General features: G+C 39.1%; 12 protein-coding genes. 6 read left to right on the plus strand and 6 right to left on the minus strand.

Going from position 1 to position 21,043, the window contains the following annotated elements; genetic code table 11:
* Positions 1-6 precede the first annotated feature (6 nt).
* The 6 genes from H9653_RS06020 to H9653_RS06045 all read left to right on the plus strand — a co-directional run bounded on the left by H9653_RS06020 (position 7) and on the right by H9653_RS06045 (position 10,800).
* The gene (locus H9653_RS06020; RefSeq protein WP_191691205.1) at positions 7-1,851 is read left to right on the plus strand and encodes a DUF262 domain-containing protein; all 1,845 of its coding nucleotides are present in this window, start codon (positions 7-9) and stop codon (positions 1,849-1,851) included.
* The gene (locus H9653_RS06025; RefSeq protein WP_191691207.1) at positions 1,851-4,382 is read left to right on the plus strand and encodes a DUF262 domain-containing protein; all 2,532 of its coding nucleotides are present in this window, start codon (positions 1,851-1,853) and stop codon (positions 4,380-4,382) included. The genes H9653_RS06020 and H9653_RS06025 overlap by 1 nt, the downstream gene beginning before the upstream one ends.
* Positions 4,383-4,947: 565 nt before the next feature.
* Positions 4,948-6,462 (plus strand): leucine-rich repeat domain-containing protein, encoded by a 1,515-nt coding sequence (locus H9653_RS06030; RefSeq protein ID WP_191691209.1) that lies wholly within the window; start codon positions 4,948-4,950, stop codon positions 6,460-6,462.
* A 273-nt stretch (positions 6,463-6,735) separates the two neighbouring features.
* Positions 6,736-8,481, plus strand: a complete 1,746-nt coding sequence (locus H9653_RS06035) for a leucine-rich repeat domain-containing protein (protein ID WP_191691211.1) — start codon at positions 6,736-6,738, stop codon at positions 8,479-8,481.
* Between the two features lie 39 nt (positions 8,482-8,520).
* The gene (locus H9653_RS06040) at positions 8,521-9,900 is read left to right on the plus strand and encodes a phospholipase D-like domain-containing protein (RefSeq protein WP_191691213.1); all 1,380 of its coding nucleotides are present in this window, start codon (positions 8,521-8,523) and stop codon (positions 9,898-9,900) included.
* 81 nt (positions 9,901-9,981) lie between these two features.
* Positions 9,982-10,800 carry a DUF6615 family protein gene (locus tag H9653_RS06045; RefSeq protein WP_191691215.1) on the plus strand — a complete coding sequence of 273 codons (819 nt, stop codon included), beginning with the start codon at positions 9,982-9,984 and terminating at the stop codon, positions 10,798-10,800.
* A 797-nt stretch (positions 10,801-11,597) separates the two neighbouring features.
* On the opposite strand, the gene H9653_RS06050 is transcribed toward H9653_RS06045, so the two are convergent.
* From H9653_RS06050 to H9653_RS06075, 6 genes are all read right to left on the minus strand, one after another.
* Positions 11,598-13,280: an NAD-dependent malic enzyme gene (locus H9653_RS06050; protein WP_191691217.1), complete on the minus strand. Its 1,683-nt coding sequence runs from the start codon at positions 13,278-13,280 to the stop codon at positions 11,598-11,600.
* A gap of 359 nt (positions 13,281-13,639) precedes the next feature.
* Positions 13,640-14,698, minus strand: a complete 1,059-nt coding sequence (locus H9653_RS06055) for a CaiB/BaiF CoA transferase family protein (RefSeq protein ID WP_191691250.1) — start codon at positions 14,696-14,698, stop codon at positions 13,640-13,642.
* Positions 14,699-14,702: 4 nt separating this feature from the next.
* Positions 14,703-16,886 carry a 3-hydroxyacyl-CoA dehydrogenase NAD-binding domain-containing protein gene (locus H9653_RS06060; protein WP_191691219.1) on the minus strand — a complete coding sequence of 728 codons (2,184 nt, stop codon included), beginning with the start codon at positions 16,884-16,886 and terminating at the stop codon, positions 14,703-14,705.
* A 57-nt stretch (positions 16,887-16,943) separates the two neighbouring features.
* Positions 16,944-18,152, minus strand: a complete 1,209-nt coding sequence (locus tag H9653_RS06065; RefSeq protein ID WP_191691221.1) for an acetyl-CoA C-acetyltransferase — start codon at positions 18,150-18,152, stop codon at positions 16,944-16,946.
* 81 nt (positions 18,153-18,233) lie between these two features.
* A complete protein-coding gene (locus tag H9653_RS06070) occupies positions 18,234-19,385 on the minus strand; it encodes an acyl-CoA dehydrogenase family protein (protein WP_144296321.1) in 1,152 nt (383 codons plus the stop codon).
* Positions 19,386-20,105: 720 nt separating this feature from the next.
* Positions 20,106-21,023, minus strand: a complete 918-nt coding sequence (locus H9653_RS06075) for a LysR family transcriptional regulator (protein WP_191691223.1) — start codon at positions 21,021-21,023, stop codon at positions 20,106-20,108.
* Positions 21,024-21,043: the final 20 nt, after the last annotated feature.

A 21,043-nucleotide genomic window follows, 5' to 3' on the forward strand; every position in this document is an offset into this window, starting at 1 on the left:
ATCACAATGCAAGATAATGCATTAATGCTAAAGCCAATCAATGATTTACTTGACAAAGAGTTTTACATACCAGCGTATCAACGGGGTTACCGTTGGACTAAGAGACAAGTAACTGACCTACTTGAGGATATTAAAGAATTCCAACAGCAAGTCGAAAATAGTACGAATGCTAAAGATAAATTTTATTGCTTACAGCCCATAGTAGTTAAAGAGAATGGCGACAAATGGGAAATTGTAGATGGTCAACAGCGCTTAACCACAATCCATATTATCTTAACCTGCCTTAAGGAAATTCTTCCCTTAGTTGGAAAATCTCGATATCAAATCAGTTATGAGACTAGAACTGACTCTTCTGAGTTCTTAGCTAGTATCAACGAGGATCAAGCCGAAGACAACATCGATTTCTTTCATATTGTAGAGGCCAAAAAGGCCGTCGATGAGTGGTTTAAAGATAAAGGCAATTATCGAATACAGCTTATTCAAACTCTGCTTAATGAAGATGAGATTGGCAAAAATGTTAAAGTTATCTGGTATGAGCTTGGTGAAAATGAAAATGCTACTGAAGTATTTACTCGATTAAATATGGGTAAAATTCCATTGGTGAACGCTGAACTTGTGAAAGCATTGTTTTTAAAATCTAGCAATTTTATTGATAATAATCAAAGTATAAAAGAACAAAATAAATCTATAAGATTAGAACAAGTGAAGATATCTCAAGAATGGGATTCAATTGAAAAAAGCCTGCAAGATGATGCGTTTTGGTATTTTATAAGTAACGAGAACATCAAAACCAACCGTATTGAGTTTATTTTACAGCTTAGAGCATTAGAATTTAAAAACAGTCAAAATATTATCGATAACGATAAGTTTAAAACTTTTATCCAATTCAATGAATGGTTTGTTAATGACCAAGTCGATATAAGCAATGAATGGCTCAAAGTCAAAAAAGTATTTATGACTTTAGAAGAATGGTTTAACGACCGTACGTTATTCCACCTAATCGGCTACCTCGTATCTCAAAATATCAGTATTTCCGAAATATTTAAGCTGAGTAGTAATAGCAAAGGTAAAAAATATTTTCATCAGCGCTTAATCAAGCGCATCCTTCATCTGATATTTAACGTGAAGATAGATAAGGTTCTATCTCATAGTAATCTAAGGAATACAATAGATAACTACCTAGCTGAGCTGAGCTACGAAACTAGTACGACAAACAAACTACGCCAAATACTACTGCTATTTAATATTGCAAGTCTACTAAACAATCCAGACTCTAATGCTCGCTTTCAGTTTGAAAAATTCAAACTGGATCAGTGGGACATAGAGCACATCCGCTCTGTTAGCTCAGAAATTCCAGAAAGTAAAGAAAGGCAAGAACAGTGGCTTGAGCAGGTTATTGAGTATATTTCTGATAACAACACACTAGCTGAGCCAGACCTCCTACCACCTAACAACTTGGCTGAAGCACAGCTTATCAAAATTCAGGCCATAAACCTTTGTTATACATCCTTTACTAAGGATCAGTTTAAAGATATATACGACCGTGTCATCAAATTATATGATCCCAACAGTAATGATGAAGTAGACAGTTCTATAGGCAACTTAACCTTGCTTGATAGCTCTACCAATCGCAGCTACAAAAATGCCATCTTCCCTATCAAACGAAAACGGATAATCGAGCTGGATAAACAAGCTACCTATGTACCTTTATGCACTAAAAACGTGTTTTTGAAGTATTACAGTAAAAACGTAGACAAGATGCTGTACTGGGAAACTAAAGATAGTGAAGACTATCAAGAAGCTATGCTAGATATCATGACTGACTTTTTTACTGAAACGGGAGCTCAATAATGAATATGGGAGAAAAACTGACCTTTAATGGGTTATTTTATCGAGTCGAATTTGTTGAGATTCCAATCATCCAACGCGACTATGCTCAAGGTAGAAAAGACGAGTATGAAGTTAGAAATACGTTCCTAGATGCTTTATACCTGGCATTAACTACTGATCGTACTAATACCAATCAATCTCTAGATTTAGACTTTATTTATGGAAATATTGACTATGGTATATTTTCGGTACTTGATGGCCAGCAACGACTGACCACCCTATTTTTATTACACTGGTTTTTAGCAGTTAAAAACCATCGAACTGCTGAATTTAGAGAACGTTTCACAATAAATAATAAATCACGCTTCACTTATAAAACCCGTCCCAGCTCAACTGAGTTTTTTGATGCCTTGACTGCAGATGATAACTTTGAAAACAAGCTCACTCAACCAGAGACAGAAGGCTTAAACACTTATTCAGTAAGTGAGCTAATTAGCGACAGTAATTGGTTCTATCTATCATGGAAACAAGACCCCACTGTTCAAGCCTGCTTGCATATGCTTGACGCCATTCAGAAGAAATTCTCGGTATATGAAGGTGACTTATACCAGAGACTAATAAATACAGAAACTCCTTACATCACATTTCAGTTTTTGCGTTTAGAGTCTTTTGGTTTATCCGACGAGCTTTATATTAAAATGAATGCACGTGGTAAACCTCTGACTTCGTTTGAAAACTTCAAGGCCAAACTTGAGCAAATCATAGAATCGTACACTGACGGCTGGCCGGACTATAAATTGGATATTACAGGGTTTAATGATAACCGTGTAGATGGCTATAAATATTTTATCCATAAAATCGATACCCATTGGGCAGATTTATTTTGGCCTTATAGAAACCTATTCTCACAGGACAATACTTACGATGATGAGCTTATGAACTTCATTCGCTTAATCATCTTATATCAATATCTGCTAGATAATAAAGACTCCTCTAAAGCACCAGAAAAAGATGATTTAAGCGTGCTTATGGGTACAGGATCTAAGCTATCGCCTACTACAATATCTGAATACGAAATCCTAAGCTGCTTAAACCAAAAATTTATTATTCGTTTAATCAGGATTTTTGACTTAATCGAGGACCAAGATTCTACTCAAAAAATAAAAACATACCTTCCTAATCAAAAATACTATACCGAAGAAGAGACATTCAAAAAAGTTCTATTGAATGAAACAAGCTATGTCGACAAACTTAGATTTTTTGCGTTTTACTCTTACCTGTCAAAGCATGATTCGTCATTAGATCAGTCTGAACTGAGGAATTGGACGCGCGTTATCTCCAACCTAACTGAAAATACTATCGTCGACGGTTCAGACGACTTTTATCGTGCCTTACATTCAATTGAGGCATTAAGTGAGCTTAATGAGCCAATTCTAGATACCCTAGTGAAAAACACTAATATAACTGGATTTTTAGGCGAACAAGTTCTAGAAGAAAGAATAAAGGCTCATTTACTATTAAAGTCAGAAGAATGGCAATCGGCAATTTATACGGCAGAGAATCACCCATTTTTTAAAGGTCAAATTGGTTTTCTGTTGAATTTTTCGGGAATTTTAGCATTTTATCGTGAACATAAGGATTGCAATTGGAATGAAGTAGATAACAATCAATACCTTACTCAATTCAATAAATATTCGGAATCAGCGGGTAGAATATTTAGCTTGATTGAAGATAGCACTATTAATCTCGATTACCGTTGGGAACGAGCTGTACTTAGTAAAGGGTTCTACTTTACCAAAAGAGATACTCGTTTTAATATGCTACACACACGTTCAACTAAAGATAATATTAGTCGAGATCACAGTTGGAAACGTCTATTACGTATCGGTTCTAATGAGATGGAAACTAAGCAAGCATATATTAAAGCCGTATTAGATGATAAAAATTATGATAATGAGGATATCACTAATTCACTAGAGAAAATCTATCATCAGACTTTAGAAAAAGATCAGGTTGAATATTGGCGTAAAATGCTCATTGAGCACTTTAATATTTTTGAATATAGCAAAAGAGGATTTATAGAACTTGAAGGTTCTCAGATCACAATTCTTGGAAAATCCCAAAGAAATCATTATCACTCTGAGTTTTATACTAAAGTTATTGAAAGTAAATTGCGAAAATCCGAAGACTCCTTCCCTTCTTTACTAAAACCTTTTACCAATTTACATTATCACGAAGTTAAATCCAGATATGAGTCAGCAGGCTTACACGTAAAAGGCTGGGACTTTGATGATCAGCTATTTTCTATTGAAATAACAAAAGCAGATGACCATTTTAACATCATCTTTAAAAACAACACTCTCAACCCTTATCCCGAACTAATTAAAGGCTTATTACTAGATTCAGGATTTGAACGCATAAGTCCAAAACAAGAGCTAGATAAAGTAGCTCATCCTTCTTACTTCATTAACACCGAACAAACTACTGTAGAAGATGTTATTGCTAATCTAGAAAGATTATGTGAAAAGTTAAGGAATATTAATGATGAGTAACGCCAATCAACGGGAACGCATAAGAAAAGTTAGTTTATAGGCTGGCTTGAGATTTGTCAGACGCCAACTACTTCATTAATGAGGTTATAAGGATTGTAGTGGCATAATAAAATAGGTCAGCGTATAAGAGTATATATGTTTGCTGAGTAGCTAGATTTGAATCAAGTTAAAGATTCAGTTCCGAATTTGAGATCGATATTAGAGATCAGTTAACCTACAACAATCTACACTATAACTTATTAGGTAATGGATCCCTCAATATTATGGTGTTTAAAATATCATCAATATCTGCATATACCATGGATCAATCTTACTCTGACAATTCGGAAAAGCTCTATATGCTATTATTTATATAATGTAGAGAGCTGAGGTATGAAACTCACTTTTCTTAGGTGACGCTATTAATATCGGGGTTTGATTATTATCGTCAGGCTGCGTAATCAAAATCTCCCAAGTTTATATATACGGGATTGACGGCAGGGGTCAACCTTCCTAAAAAAACATACTATGTTATGATCTACTCATATTGCTATAACGAGCTTTCAATAAAGATATCAGGCAAATTATGACTCAAAAAGATGATCCAAAACCTATAGAATCCAACGCTCTAGTTAAGCGTACTAGTAAGGGGTTGATGACTAATAAAGGTCGTAGAAGCCAAATCAGCCTAACCTCTGATATTATCAAAGCGGCGGCAATAGCAAGAACTTCGAGTCAAGCTTTGGTTGATGAAAGTTGGATGCAAGAAATATGGGATTGGGCTGATAATTATGAACTTCCTGAAGATGTTATCCCTCGTAATGGTGTAGATTTATTAGCGTTAGAGAACCTTTCTATTTTTGGTGACGATATTGATTTTTTACCCGAGAATATAGGTAACCTTATCAATCTCACGTCTCTTGAGATTTCAGCTACCAAGCTTATTTCACTACCTGAAAGCATAAGTAATCTTGTCAATCTAACGCATCTTGATATTAATTATAGCGACTTCACATCACTGCCTGAGAATATAGGAAATTTAATTAATCTTGAATTACTTAAAGCTACACATAATAAGCTTAACTCATTGCCTGAGAGTATAGGAAACCTAAGTAACCTTGAAGAACTTCATGTTAATCACAATAATCTTATGTTATTACCTGAGAGCATAGGAAGTCTAGTCAATCTTAAAAAACTTCATGTTCATCGTAACATCATCACATCACTACCTGAGGGTGTGGGAAAACTATATAATCTTGAATCACTTACTGCTGGTAGTAACAAAATTATCTCACTGCCCGAGAGCATAGGAAATCTAAGTAAGCTTGAAATACTTAAGGTTAATGTTTTCCATCATTATCGCTTGACTAAAACTATAGAAAACTCAAAGGCTTCTAAATCAGCCTATGTTAAGAGTAACAATATTACGTCACTACCTGAGAGTATAGGAAGTCTAGTCAGTCTTAAAGAGCTTAATGTTGAAGGCAATAATCTTACGTTACTACCTGAGAGCATAGGAGGTCTAGTCAATCTTAAAGGACTTAATGTGGTAGGCAATAATCTTACTTCACTACCTGAAAGTATAGGCAGTCTAAGTAGTCTCAATTCACTTTGTGTTCGTGATAACAAACTTACGTCATTACCTAAGAGCATAGGGGACCTAGTTAATCTTAAAGGACTCAGTGCCAGTATTAACAAACTTACGTCACTACCTGAAAGCATAGGAGAGCTAAGTAATCTTAAATCACTTAGTCTCGGTAGTAATAGCCTCACGTCATTACCTGAGAGTATAGGAAATTTAATTAATCTTGAAATATTTAATATTGATAACAATAACCTTACTTCACTACCTGAAAGTACAGGAAATCTAAGTAATGTTGAATCCATTGACCTTAGTAATAACAACTTCACATCGTTACCTGAAAGTATAGAAAGTTTAATCAATCTTCAATCAATTATTATTGATTATAGCGAATTTACGTCATTACCTGAGAGTGTAGGAAACTTAAGTAACCTTAGTTATATTAGTATTGTTGATACCAATATTACGTCACTCCCTCAAACTATTGATAAAACAAAGGTTCATATATATAGAGAATAGGATTACCTTTAAATATAATATTAAATACTAAAGTTAATCTAACATGCAAACAGAAGCTATCTTCGAATTTATCTCGCTTGAGCTTGAAAAAGTACAAAACAATATTTACATTGTCGTTGCTTGGTTCGCCAATAAAAAACTATTTAATGGAGTGCAACAAAGAGCTCAGTAAGGCACTACCGTTCAATTCAATACGTTTAAATGACCGTATAAATCAACAAAGTCGTATTAACTATGATTCATTGATATAACTATAAATAAGACACGTAAACTATGACTCAAAAAGATGATTTAGAATCCAACGCTCTAGTTGAGCGCACTAGCAAAGGGTTAATAATTAGCAAGGGTCGCAGGAGCCAAATCAGCCTAACGTCTGATATTATCAGAGCCGCGGCAATAGCAAGAACCTCGAGTCAAGCTTTGGGTGATGAAAGCTGGATGCAAGAGATTTGGGAATGGGCAGACAATTTCGGAATTGACGAAGATACTATTCCTCGCAATAGATTAGCTTTATCAGCATTAGTAGCTATGGAATTTATATATAAGACGTTTGATTCGCTACCTGAGAGCATAGGCAACCTAAGCAATCTTAAAACACTTTCTATTAGTGCAGACCTTAAATGCCTACCTGAGAGTATAGGCAACTTAAGCAATCTTAAATCACTTGATATTTATAGTGGAAGCCTTATATGCCTACCTGAGAGCATAGGCAACCTAAGCAATCTTAAATCACTTAATATCCATGGTAAAAACCTTAATTCGCTACCTGAGAGCATAGGCAACTTAAGCAATCTTAAATCACTTAATATCCATGGTAAAAACCTTAATTCGCTACCTGAGAGCATAGGCAACCTAAGCAAGCTTAGAACACTTTCTATTAGTGCAGACCTTACTTTGCTATCTAAGAGCATAGGCAACCTAAGCAAGCTTAAAACACTTTCTATTAGTGCAGACCTTACTTTGCTACCTGAGAGCATAGGCAACCTAAGCAATCTTAAATCACTTGATATTTATAGTGGAAGCCTTACTCTGCTACCTGAGAGCATAGGCAACCTAAGCAATCTTAAATCACTTGATATTTATAGTGGAAGCCTTACTTTGCTACCTGAGAGCATAGGCAAACTAAACAAGCTTAAATCATTTGAATTAGATGTTGAGAACCTTAGATCCTTACCTAATAGCATAGGGAGACTGGTTAACCTTACTTGTCTTAAAGTTCACAAACATAATATTATCTCTTTACCTGAAAGTATAGGAAACCTACACAACCTAAAAATACTTGATTTCTTTTCCGGTGGGAGTGCTGATTTTAGTGAGGAAAGTTTTAGTAGTCTTATGTCATTACCTGAGAGCATAGGCAACCTAAGCAAACTTAAAATACTTGATATTGGTAAAAACAATGTCACATCATTACCTGAAAGCATAGGAAACCTAGGTAATCTCAAATCATTTAATATTAGTGATAATAACCTTACTTCACTACCTAAAAGCATATCAAATTTAAGTAATCTTGAAGCACTTGATATTAGCGGTAACTATATTATCTCCCTACCTGAAAGCATAGCAAACCTTAGCAAGCTTGAGTGGCTTAACATAGCTGGTAATGATTTTATGTCAATACCTGATAGTATAGGAGATCTAAGTAATCTTGAGTCACTTAATATTCAAGGAGAAAATCTTACCTCACTGCCTGAGAGTATAGGCAACTTAAGTAAACTTCAATCATTGTATCTTTATGGCAGTAACATTACCTCACTGCCTGAGAGTATAGGCAACCTAAGTAGTCTTGAATTATTTTATTTCAATGGTCTCAACCTTGATTTCTTACCTGCGAGTATAGGCAACCTAGGTAATCTTAAAGAACTTCGCATTAGTGATAAACATCTTACGTTACTGTCTGATATCATAGGTAACTTCAATAATCTCAAGCAGCTTTTTATACATGGTAATACCATTACGCCACTACCTGAAACTATTGATCAAACAAAGGTTTGCGTAGATTGGCTCAGTTTTTCTTAGATAGTTGTTTAACTGTTGTTTTTTTGAAGGTGATTGAACTTGCAAACTGAAGCCGTTTTTGAATGTATCGCTGATCGTATCTCGCTTGAACTTAAAACAGCGCAAAGCAGTATTTATATTGCCGTTGCTTGGTTCACTAATCAAAAATTATTTAACGTCATGCTCCAAAAAGCGCAGCAAGGTGTCACCGTCCAGCTAATGCTATCAAACGACCATATAAACCAACAAAGTCGTATTGACTATGATCAATTAAATATTGGTAGCTCTTCCGCCTATCTTATTGGTGATGGTAAGCAAGACCTTATGCATAATAAGTTCTGTATTATTGATAACGATACTGTGATTAATGGCTCCTATAACTGGAGCTATAAAGCTGAGAAGAATCATGAGAATATACTTATTACTAAAGGCGATGAGGTTTTAGCAGATCAATTCATCAAACAATTCAAAAAAATTCGTAATACCTACTTTGATCATCAAGAAGACACTCCAGAGCTACCGCTCAATAAAATTATTAAACGCCTTGAGATCATCAAAAACTACGTTGTTTTAGAAGACATAGAAGACATCACTCGTGAAAATGGCAAGCTAAAAGTATATGCTTTTCAGCAAGATATCGCTGCCATCACTCAAGCACTACAGCAGCATAGCTTTGAAACTGCAATAACGCTTATTGATCTATTTATCAAAAACCATCATGCCTTAGTTATCTATAATGATATTGATATTAGCGCTTTAAAGCTAGAAATCCGCCAGCTCGAGCATCAGCTCAACGCCTATGACAATGAAAAAATAGAGTTAGAGCAACTATGCTCAGAGTTTTATCATCGTCATACACAGGAGCTAGGCGGTTACATCAAACGCTTATTAGAGCTGCGTAAAATATCTACTGAAGATGATCCAGAAGAGTACGCAGAAGCGGTGAAAGATGAAGAAGACTATAACGAGCAGTTTGAACTTGAATCCGAAAAAGAAATCTACGAGCTAGATAATGAGCAACGTTTAGAGATAAAAAAAGCCTATCGACAAGCCAGTCAAATTTGCCATCCTGATCGTGTTAATGAAAAGATGAAAGACATCGCACAAGAGATTTTTATTAAGCTTAATGAGGCTTATAAGAAAAACGATGTGGACGAAGTGAAGCAGATTTTATCTGAATTAAGACAAGACATATTCAAGCCACGTTCAGAAACGGTCAGCGAGTCAGATCAGCTAAAAGTCATTATTAAGACGCTCAAACATAAGATAAAAAATCTTGAAGACGAAATATTTATAATCAAAGATAGTGAAGACTATCAAACTATTAGTAGTATTGACGATTGGAATAGCTATTTTGAAGACGTAAAGGCACAGTTGATTGAAGAAATTGATTATCTTGAACCTAATACGGGTCCAGTTGATGATGACATACAATTTTAAATCATACGATGAGCAATGCTTTTCCTTAATTTACTTAATAAGTAAAACTGAGCTCATCATAAAATAAAAAATAGGTGAATAATGCCACTCTGCCAAATGCATAAAAATATTGAAGATGAAGTAGTTGATTTTACTGCTCATGTACCATCAGCAGGAGAAGAGTCAATAACTGATTACCTGTTTTGGAGATGGTCTTTACTCAACCAAAAAAATTCACACCTTGTAGCTAAGTCATTTACTAAACATGAAGAAAGCAAAACTACTGGTGCAGACTTTGAGATGGAAATATGGTTTATAGGCGATAGCTATAGTCTACCTTTAGCAATACAGGCCAAAAAAATATCCAATGAGCATAAGGCCTATCGTAGTGCCTTTAGTTACCCAAATGACACTAAACAACAAATTAATACTTTGCTAAATTATACGAAGCAGAATAAGCGTGTTCCTCTCTATATGTTATATAGCCAATCAGCGGTATACCCTTACTCAAAAACGCCAGATTGCGGCGTCTATATTGCTAGTGCTTTCGATATTGAAAACTTTGCAAACTTACCGAAAGGAATAAAATTATCTAAGTCAAAAATCTTAGAGAGATGCATTCATTTTTATCAGTTATTTTGTGACTTAAAACAAGACTCTATGAATGACTATATGTCTATTGAGACTATTACAAATAGATTAAAAGAGTTGTTCTCAAAAAAGAGTGCATTAAAGAGTAAGCTTACTGAGCAAATTGAAAACAATAAAACAGAGATACTACCCAATTATGTGCAACTAATATTAGAAAACAGTCAACAGCATCTTAATAGCGATAAAAAGCTAAAGCAGAATATTCAAAAAATGATTAAAAACCATCATTCAATAGAGCCAAGAAAAATTATCGTAGTTGATATTCGCTAGAAGATATTGATGTTATTTAAAAGAAACTTCAAAAGCTTGTCTTAACTATTTTCTGTTACCTATGCCTCTAATAATCTAACTACTCCTTATTAAGATGTCTCTAGTCATAAGAAGGCGCTATATTAACAATAGATAACAATAATATTTTAGGTCAAGTTCTTTGCCATATTGATTGATCACTGAGCATATATCCTAACTCATTTGTTGGTATAATAGTTGGTATAAGTAATAATAATTTTAAATAAACCTAGTTAAATCAACATTTTACTTCTGTTATATGGTTGATACTGGGCCCACCACATTTTAAATCAGGCTTGTTCGCAGCGATGCGGCAAGCCTTTTTTATGGAGTTTTTTAGGACTTTCAGAAGATATAGAAATAGGGCGGACTATATAGAAATAGTTGATTTTGCTAATATTGCCGATATCATCTCTAAATACATTACTGAAGAGGCTTAATGCTCCTACGTCTGAACAGTACCCATACTGATGCACATATGAGGCTTATTATGGGTTTGAACCATAAGCTTAAGCTACCTAGGAAATCAAAAAGCCCTCTACGCTATTTTATATAGCGTAGAGGGCTTTTACGGTTTTAATGAATGAACAATTGATAACTATAAAAAGACGCCGATGTGCCTGCTGAACTAATGGCTGTTTTTATGCTAAATCAAATCAGCCACAACCGACAAACTGTACTTAGCAAATTTCAGTTAGCGTTCAAGCAAGGACATGCCCTAGCCTAGAACCAGCTATCTACTATTTATTTATTATTTACCTATAAACACCTTCTAAAAACTAGAAAGAAGTACGACGATAATTGCGATATTCAGGCAACCAAAAATTCGCTTCCAATCGGCGCTGTAGGTTCTCATCCGTGATAGGTAGTGCCAGCTTATCTTGAACCGCTTGCAGTGCCACTTCATAGGCTATTTTTTTACTGATCTCTTTAATAACTTTAATTGGCGGTAGTATGGCACCGGGCACTTTTTCGTACTCCATTGATATATCTGCAAGCGCTTGGCTTGCCGCCATTAACATATTGTCGCTGATACCTCTCGCCCGTGCTGCGAGAACACCAAGACCAATACCAGGAAATATATAGCTGTTATTACATTGAGAAACCTCAAAAGACTGACCGTTAAAAGTGGTATGAGCAAAAGGACTACCCGTTGCGATAATGGCGCGACCACGGCTCCAGTTCATCACTTCTTGCGGTGTGGCTTCCACACGAGAGGTCGGGTTTGAAAGCGGTAGTACAATTGGGTGTTCAGTATTAGCACATAAGGACTCGATCACCTCTTGAGTAAACAAACCTTTTTGTCCACTCACGCCGAACAATACCGTTATTTTTGCTTGTTTCACCACTTGCGCTAAACCGAGTTTTTGACTCTTATCCCAATGTTCAATTGCTGATTGTTTTTGCACCAGTGGCTCTTGGAATTTTTGTAGCTCTGTCATGCTATCGATGAGCAAACCGTAACGGTCAACCATAAATACTTGGCTGCGTGCTTGCTCTTCGGTTAAGCCTTCGCGCTGCATTTGGCGAATGATATGCTCAGCAATACCGCAGCCCGCAGAACCTGCCCCTAAGAAAGCTATTTTTTGCTGACTAAGTTTTTGCCCTTTATTGAGGCACGCGGCAATCAAAGCACCGACCGAAACCGCAGCAGTCCCTTGAATATCATCATTGAAACAGCATAACTGGTCACGATAACGATTTAATAACGGCGTGGCGTTTCCTTGAGCAAAATCTTCAAATTGTAATAAAACCTCTGGCCAACGACGCTTAACGGCTTGAATAAATAAATCGACAAATTCACTGTATTCATCGCCAGAGATGCGTGGATTTCTCCAACCCATATACATAGGATCGTCAAGTAGCTGTTGGTTATTGGTACCGACATCTAACAAAATAGGCAGACAGTAAGCGGGACTAATGCCACCGCAAGCTGTGTACAACGCTAATTTGCCAATTGGAATGCCCATACCACCAATACCTTGGTCGCCAAGACCCAATATACGCTCACCATCAGTGACAACGATTACTTTAACATTCTGTTTGGTGGCGTTTTGCAGCATATCGTCGATTTTATGACGCTCAGGGTAGGAGATAAATAAGCCCCGTTTCCGGCGATAAATTTGTGAGAACTTTTCACAAGCTTGACCAACCGTTGGCGTGTAGATGAGCGGCATGACTTCCTCAATATGCTGCTCAACCAGATGATGAAACAAGGTCTCATTGGTATCTTGTATATTACGCAAATAAATGTGCTTATCCATCGTATTGGTAAATGAACGCAGTTGGTGATAAGCCCGCAGAGACTGCTCTTCAATCGTCTCAATGTTGTGTGGTAATAGCCCTGTTAAATTAAAGCTATCGCGTTCTTCTGATGAAAAAGCACTACCTTTATTCAATAAAGAGGTTTCTAATAGCGCGGGGCCAGCAATAGGAATATATAAGGGACGCTTGTTTGACATAATAAAATCTTCTTATTAAGGACGTATGAGTGAAAACGATGCTAGGGCTGCATTATACCTAGCATCCGCTCATGTTTAACAATAGATAACAAATCATTTTGAGTCAGTACGGCTTTAAACTTGATTGCTTATACATTTGCCTAGAAATACTGCCGTTTTCTCTAAAATTGCATGCAATAAGTCGATTACCGCGCCAATAGTGATAAGTTCATAAAGGGGTTAACGCAAAAAAGGAGTGTTTTTTCAGTCGCTTAAGAATGCCGTAGATGCTAAAAATATAATGGCTAAGAGATTAAGTGGCTAAATGATTAAGCTATTAACTGATTCACTAACAATGCTGTTACTTCAGCTTCATTACCTTACTGCCAACCCAGTGTCGCCCCATACTCATCTTGATGGGCAAATAAAGGATGTGCTCTTGCCTCCTCTAAACTCAATACTGGCGTGACGCACACATCGGTAGATGCAAAAACCTGCTGCCAATGGCTTAAAGGCTGATTGGCAAAGGTATCAGCAACCATTTGTGCTGCCTCTTGGCTGCTCTTGGTATTGGGCATAATCCCACGCTGCCAATGCACATCTTTAATTTCAGCCAATTTTAATATTTCACACAGCCCTTGCCAGAATTTTAGCTCTAGTGAACCCACCGCCATATGGCGATCATCGGAAGTTCTATACAACCGATAACAAGGTAATAAACCGCCTAAGAAATCCTGTTGCGGCTCTGGGTTTTTGCCAGAAAAGCTGGCAACCAGTTTTCCAGTCGCTTTTGGCATGACCAGATGCTGATACAAGCTGTGCGTCATACTGACCGCAACGTGGCGACCTTTCCCCGTACGCTGGGCTGCAAATACAGCCGCTAATAGAGCAATCACCGCCGTGTCACTGCCGCCTGCTAAGTCTGCAAACTGAACATTGGGCATTGCCTGCTCGCCATCTGCCGTCTTGAGCTGGTCAAGCACCCCGCTCATCGCCATAAAATTGATATCATGACCGGCTTTATGCGCCCAATCATGAGTGATGCCATCGCTATTAGCCATGCCATAGCCCGTAATCGATACCATGACCAGCTTTGGATTAATGGCATGCAAGGTTTTGGCATCAAGCCCCATGCCTTCTAATACCTCAGGGCGAAAGCTATCGAGCATCACGTCGCTATCCTTGATTTGCGCTTTGATAGTCTCAATACCTTGCGAGTCACGAAAGTCAACTTTTAAAGTGGTTTTGCCATGATTAAGGGCGGTAAACAAATCCCCAAAAGCGCGGGCTGGATCGCCATTGAGTGGTTCAATCTTAATAATGTCCGCGCCTAAGTCCGCAAGCAATCTGGTCGCAAATGGCCCAGGCAGATTGCGCGTTAAATCAATGACGCGCAGCCCTTGTAAGCAGTCTTTCATAGCATCCGCTTGATTAACCATCGATTCAGTCATCTGAGAAAACCTCGCCTTTTGCCGCCATTGCCACTAGTATCTGCGCAGGCTCAAAACGTGCGCCATATTTCTGTACCAGCTCACGACTACGCGCGACAAATTTATCGACGCCTACTGAGTTGATAAACTGTAGCGTCCCCCCTTGGTTTGGCGCAAAACCCCAACCAAAGATAGAGCCGATGTTGGCATCGGCCACCGTACGCACGACGTTTTCTTCATAGCATTTGGCAGTCTCATTGGCTTGCACGTAAAGTAGACGGTCTACCAAGTCTTGCTGCGAGGGCTGCTCATCTGTCGTTTGATATAATTCAGTGAGATCAGACCATAGATGTTTTTCACCATTCTCTGGATAATCATAAAAACCTTTAGACACCTTTTTACCTTCGCGGCCAAATTCTTTGACCATTTTTTCTACTACTGACATCGCAGGATGCGGCGTAAAAGTCTTACCTTCTGCCTCCATTGCCTTTTTAGTCTGCTCCATCACGTGTAGTGACAGGCTGAGTGACACCTCATCTTGCAGTGCCAGCGGCGGCATCGGCATACCAGACTTCATACCAGCCACTTCTATACTGCGAGGATGAACACCTTCAGCTAACATGGCAATGCCTTCTGACACATAAGTGCCAAAAACACGTGATGTATAAAATCCGCGGCTGTCATTGACAACGATGGGCGTCTTGCCAATTTGGCCAACATAATCAAAACCTGTTGCTAGCGTGGCATCGTCGGTTTTTTCACCAACGATAATCTCAACGAGTGGCATCTTATCAACCGGTGAGAAGAAATGTAAACCGATAAACTGGTTCGGGCGTTTGCTGGCTTTAGCAAGCTCAGTGACTGGCAAGGTTGAGGTGTTAGAAGCATAAACGGCAGTCTCTGGAATAACGTCTTCAGATTGTCGCGTACATTCTGCTTTAATATCTACATCTTCAAAAACAGCTTCAATGATTAAATCACAGCCTTCTAAATCATCATAAGACGTGGTGGTCTTGATAAGGTCTAATAATGCTTGTTTTTTGTCCTTTGTTGAACGCCCTCGGCTGATGGCTTTGTCTAGCAGCTTAGTAGAGTAGCTTTTGCCTTTTTCGGCACCTTCAATCGCCGTATCGAGCAATACCACTTCCATACCCGCTTTAGCTGAAACGTAAGCGATACCAGCGCCCATCATGCCAGCGCCTAAAATACCGACTTTGCTGACTTTAGATCGCTCAAACCCTTGCGGGCGTGATTGTCCTTTTTTAATACTATTGAGCTGCGTCCAAAGGCTATTAATCATGTTTTTGGATACGTCTGATAACACGCAGGCGACAAAAAAACGCGACTCGATTTTAAGGCCGTTGTCGATATCGGTTAAGCAGCCTTCAAACACGCTAGATAAAATATGGGTAATCGCAGGATAGTTGCCGTGGGATTTTTGATTGGCCATCGCTGGGGCCATAGAAAATACTTGCACCACTTTTAGATGATTGCTGTCACCGCCTGGGATTTTAAAGCCTTTTTTGTCCCATGGTTGCTGCGCTTTTGGATTGTCATTAAGCCACGCTTTTGCTTTACTGATAAGCTCGTCATTGTCATGAGCCACGTCATCAATAAAGCCAATTTCTAGCGCTTGCCGTGGACGCAGCTCTTTGCCTTGGGTCATCAGCTCAAGGGCTTTTTGAATACCGATCAGACGTGGCAAACGCTGCGTACCACCGCCGCCGGGTAGCAATCCAAGCTTAACTTCAGGCAAACCCAGCTTGGTTGTAGACGAGGTTTTTGGTGAATCGATAGCAATACGATAATGACAGGCTAAAGCAAGCTCAAGACCGCCGCCAAGCGCCGTACCCGTAATGGCAGCAACGACTGGCTTGCCAGAAGTTTCAAGCCTGCGTAGGCTGCCTTTTAGGTCTTCAACCAAAGCAAACGCTTGCTCGGCCGTTTCAATAGTAGCCAATTGGTCAATATCTGCGCCAACCACAAAGGTTGATTTACCAGACGTTAGAATTAGGCCTTTTGCGTCCTGGTCATTGATAAAAGCATCCGTTATTGTAGCAAAGGCTTCATTAAAGCCCTCTCCAATGACATTCATCTTACGCTCGGTTTGGTCGATAGTGACGGTGATAATTCCATTATCAGATTGGGCAGAAAAATTCTTTAATGCATTGATGGCATCTACGCTATTGGTGCTCATTTTAAATCCTTGTTAATCATCCATAATCATTTTTATAATCGTTTTTGCTAAATGTTTTTATACACGCTCAATGATAGTTGCAATCCCCATACCGCCGCCGACGCATAGCGTAACCATGGCGGTTTTTAAATCGCAGCGCTCAAGCTCATCAAGCACCGTCGTCATTAGCATCGCACCTGTTGCGCCGAGTGGGTGACCCATCGCAATCGCGCCGCCATTAACATTGACTTTATCTAATGAAATACCAAAGTCGCTAGCGGTATTCATCGGAACAGCAGCAAAGGCTTCATTTATCTCCCATAGGTCGATATCAGACGCTTGCATACCTGCTTTATCTAGCGCTTTTTTACAAGCTGGTGTCGGACCTGTCAGCATAATAGAAGGCTCTGAGCCAATGACCGCTGCCATAGTAATCTTCGCTCGCGGCTTAAGTCCAGCTTTGTCCCCAGCGGCCGCACTACCGATAAGACATATCGCAGCACCATCGACGATACCTGATGAGTTGCCAGCATGATGCACATGGTTTACTTTTTCAATCGTGGTGTATTTATCCAAAATAACGCTATCAAAACCCATCTGACCGGGCATAGCAAAAGACGGATTGAGCTTTGCTAAAGTGGCAACATCAGTATTTGGACGAATGGTTTCGTCTTTGTCTAATAGTAATAAACCATTAATATCCTTAACAGGCACCACTGATTTATCAAAATAGCCTTTTTCCCAAGCGGCGGCGGCTCTTCTATGTGATTCAGTGGCAAACTCATCAACATCGCTGCGACTAAAGCCCTTTAGGGTCGCGATAGTATCAGCGCCAACCCCTTGTGGGACAAAACCAGTAGCATCATTAACGCGTGGATCCATATACCAAGCACCGCCATCTGAGCCCATCGGTACGCGGCTCATAGACTCAACGCCGCCCGCTACAACCATGTCCTCCATACCGGACATGACTTTGGCAGCAGCAAGGTTGATAGATTCAAGGCCTGAGGCGCAGTAGCGTGACAATGTCACCCCTGCTACACGTTGATCCCAGCCTGCATCGAGAGCAGCGATACGAGCGATATCTGAGCCTTGCTCACCGACTGGCGTCACACAACCAAGCACGATATCGTCGACGAGGCTGGTATCTAAGTGATAACGCTGCTGCATCTCTTTAAGTAGCGTACGTGTCAACCAAATTGGCGATGCTTGATGCAAAGCGCCATCCTTTTTTCCTTTACCACGTGGAGTGCGGAGCGCATCATAGATATAAGCGGTCTGGGTCATAATAAATCCCTTTAATTTTTAAGTAGCTAGTTTTAAATAAGGAAGTGTTGAGAAGCGCGCATTCTGCTCACTCATAAGCGATTACATAAAGCGCGAGGCCAGCTCTTTCATGATTTCATTAGTGCCGCCGTAGATTTTTTGTACGCGAGCATCGGCATACATACGAGCGATTGGGTACTCTGACATATAACCGTAACCACCAAATAACTGTAAGCATTCATCCATCGTTTTACACTGTTTTTCTGTCACCCAGTACTTGATTAAGGATGCTTGCGCGGCGTCAAGCTTACCCTGTATTTGCGCCTCAACTGCTGAATCACATAAGGCTTTTACCGCTAAATAATCCGCTTGTACCTCAGCGAGCTTAAAGCGCGTGTTTTGGAATTGCCAAATTGGCTTGCCAAAGGCTTCACGCTCTTTGACATATTCAAGCGTCAGCTCTAATGCCAATTTCATCGCGCCGCAGCCACTTAAAGCAATAATCAGGCGCTCTTGCGGCAGCTCTTGCATCATGTGTATAAAGCCGAGCCCCTCGACACCGCCTAGTACGTTTTTTTGTGGCACACGCACATTACTAAAGAAAAGCTCTGAAGTATCTTGTCCAGCAAGACCCGTCTTTTTTAGGTTACGGCCACGTGTAAAGCCTTCTAAATCGTCGGTCTCAACAAGAATCAGCGAGACGCCTTGTGCGCCCTTATCGCGGTCTGTCTTACAAGCTAATAGCACGATATTGGCATGCTGACCATTGGTAATAAAGGTTTTTGAACCATTAATAATATAGTCATCACCCTCTTTTATCGCATAAGTTTTGATGGCCTGCAGATCAGAGCCCGTCGTCGGCTCAGTCATCGCAATAGCGCCAATATATTCGCCCGTCGCCATCTTAGGCAACAATGATTTTTTTTGCTCTTCAGTTCCAAGCTTATAGATATATGGAGCCACGATACCTGAGTGCACCATACCGCCATAACTGGCTCGGTTCGCCTGCGCCTGCGCCAAAAGAATCGCGGCTTCATGACCAAAATCACCGCCGCCGCCGCCGTACGCTTCTGGTATTGACGCACATAAAAAGCCCATCTCGCCGGCCTCTTCCCAAGCCGCGCGGTCAATCATACCGTTTTCTCGCCACTGCTCGTCTTTGTCCTCCCAGCTTTGAAACATTTTTAGCGCACTGTCATATACCATTTCGTGCTCTTCAGTCATCCATTTTGCTGGAAATGCTTTGATACTCATACGGGTCATCCTTGACGTAAATTAACAGACATAAATTAAAAAATAATGAAATTGATACGATTAAAACTAACGTTTATTAGAATAATAGCCAATATACGGTAATCATAATTACCATATATGTTAACTCTCTAAAGCCATATATTTAACAACTCGCAAAAACATACTAAATTAACCAAAAGCTTTGTTCAATAAACTTGTATAAAATCGTGCTGGGTAGATTTGACCACATACCCTAAGACTGTTCCTTATATTTCATAAAAAAAGGCTTGTTCGCAGCGATACGACAAGTCTCTTTTTATGGTATTTTCAAGGTTTTCAGAATGTATAAGACTGTGGCGGACCTTTACTTAGATATCGCTGAGATATGCTGCATCAAGCGCATAACGGAATCTGGTAAACGAATAATCATATTAGGGTAAGTTAGCAAACCCAAGCTTAGCACACTCTTTCAAAGCACTTACTCTTTGATAATTTAAAAATAGTTCAACTTTAGAAGTTGCAGATTTATAATGCTACTTAAGCATGCGTTAAACCTTTATCAGCTCTTTATAGTCAGTCTTCTAGTTCAGAAAAATCGTATTCACGACGATTATAATAAGGGCTACCACAAACGAGCCGTGCTACTTCCGCCGGGCCTGCTTCGGGTTTGTAATGGAATTCTGGCATAAAACTATCCTATTATGAGTTCATATTAAGATTATTAATAAGCAATTGATCTTCTTAAATTTTTTCAGGCTTATAATCAAACCCTTCTTCATCATAAATCTGATAAGTCACGTCCAACAATATTTTTAATAGCTCTGATTTGTCAAAGTGTCTCACACTCATGACGATAGGCGAGGTTAAAAGCCCGTCCTCGAAAGGAATATAAGTCACTTCCTGACTCCGCAGAGGCTCAAGCGTTTTTGGTACGATAGTCAAGCCCTCGCCTGCTGCTACCAACCCTAACGCAACATGCAGCTCACGTACCTCAGTAAAATAGTTTGCTTTTAGATTGCGTGACTCAAAGAGCTCTAAGACAAAATCGATAAAGCTAGGACGAGGTGCCATTGGATATAACAATAAATTTTCATTGGTTAAATCCATTAAACGAATACTCTTTTGTTGCTCTTTTGCCAATCGATGCTTGTTAGGAACCGCAACCACTAAACGCTCCTGTCTCAGTAATAATCGCCTAATAGAAGCGTCTTCAAATATAAGCCTTCCAAAACCGACATCTATTTTGCCTTCTACTAAGCTTTGCGTTTGCTGCCAAGAGTTCAATTCATATAATTTAATCTCTATATTTGGATAGACCTCTCTGAAGCGCGCAATCACTTTCGGCAATATGCCATACAGTATCGACGACACAAAACCTATCGATAATGTGTTGTCAAAGCTGCCTTTACGAAAGGTCATCGCCCGCAGATCATCTGATTTTTTTATTATCTCAAGCGCATGATCATAAAAAAAGTCGCCAGCTTCAGTAAGCTTTAAAGGGCGATTGTCCCTATCAATGAGCGTGACGCCGATCTCTTCTTCCAACTGTTTTATCTGACGGCTCAGTGGGGGCTGTGAAATAAACAAACGCTCTGCTGCCTTATTAAAACTTTTTTCCTCTGCTACCGCTACAAAATAGCGTAAATGTCTCAATTCCATTGAACATTATTCCTTGAGTG

The sequence above is a fragment of the Psychrobacter communis genome, from assembly GCF_014836505.1.
In the GTDB taxonomy this organism is placed as follows: domain Bacteria; phylum Pseudomonadota; class Gammaproteobacteria; order Pseudomonadales; family Moraxellaceae; genus Psychrobacter; species Psychrobacter faecalis.

Coding starts and splice junctions, on each gene's coding strand:
- H9653_RS06055 (WP_191691250.1), bottom strand. CDS start 14,698: ATGGTTAATCAAGCGGATGCTATGAAAGACTGCTTACAAGGGCTGCGC.
- H9653_RS06050 (WP_191691217.1), bottom strand. CDS start 13,280: ATGTCAAACAAGCGTCCCTTATATATTCCTATTGCTGGCCCCGCGCTA.
- H9653_RS06065 (WP_191691221.1), bottom strand. CDS start 18,152: ATGACCCAGACCGCTTATATCTATGATGCGCTCCGCACTCCACGTGGT.
- H9653_RS06025 (WP_191691207.1), top strand. CDS start 1,851: ATGAATATGGGAGAAAAACTGACCTTTAATGGGTTATTTTATCGAGTC.
- H9653_RS06020 (WP_191691205.1), top strand. CDS start 7: ATGCAAGATAATGCATTAATGCTAAAGCCAATCAATGATTTACTTGAC.
- H9653_RS06045 (WP_191691215.1), top strand. CDS start 9,982: ATGCCACTCTGCCAAATGCATAAAAATATTGAAGATGAAGTAGTTGAT.
- H9653_RS06060 (WP_191691219.1), bottom strand. CDS start 16,886: ATGAGCACCAATAGCGTAGATGCCATCAATGCATTAAAGAATTTTTCT.
- H9653_RS06030 (WP_191691209.1), top strand. CDS start 4,948: ATGACTCAAAAAGATGATCCAAAACCTATAGAATCCAACGCTCTAGTT.
- H9653_RS06070 (WP_144296321.1), bottom strand. CDS start 19,385: ATGAGTATCAAAGCATTTCCAGCAAAATGGATGACTGAAGAGCACGAA.
- H9653_RS06035 (WP_191691211.1), top strand. CDS start 6,736: ATGACTCAAAAAGATGATTTAGAATCCAACGCTCTAGTTGAGCGCACT.
- H9653_RS06075 (WP_191691223.1), bottom strand. CDS start 21,023: ATGGAATTGAGACATTTACGCTATTTTGTAGCGGTAGCAGAGGAAAAA.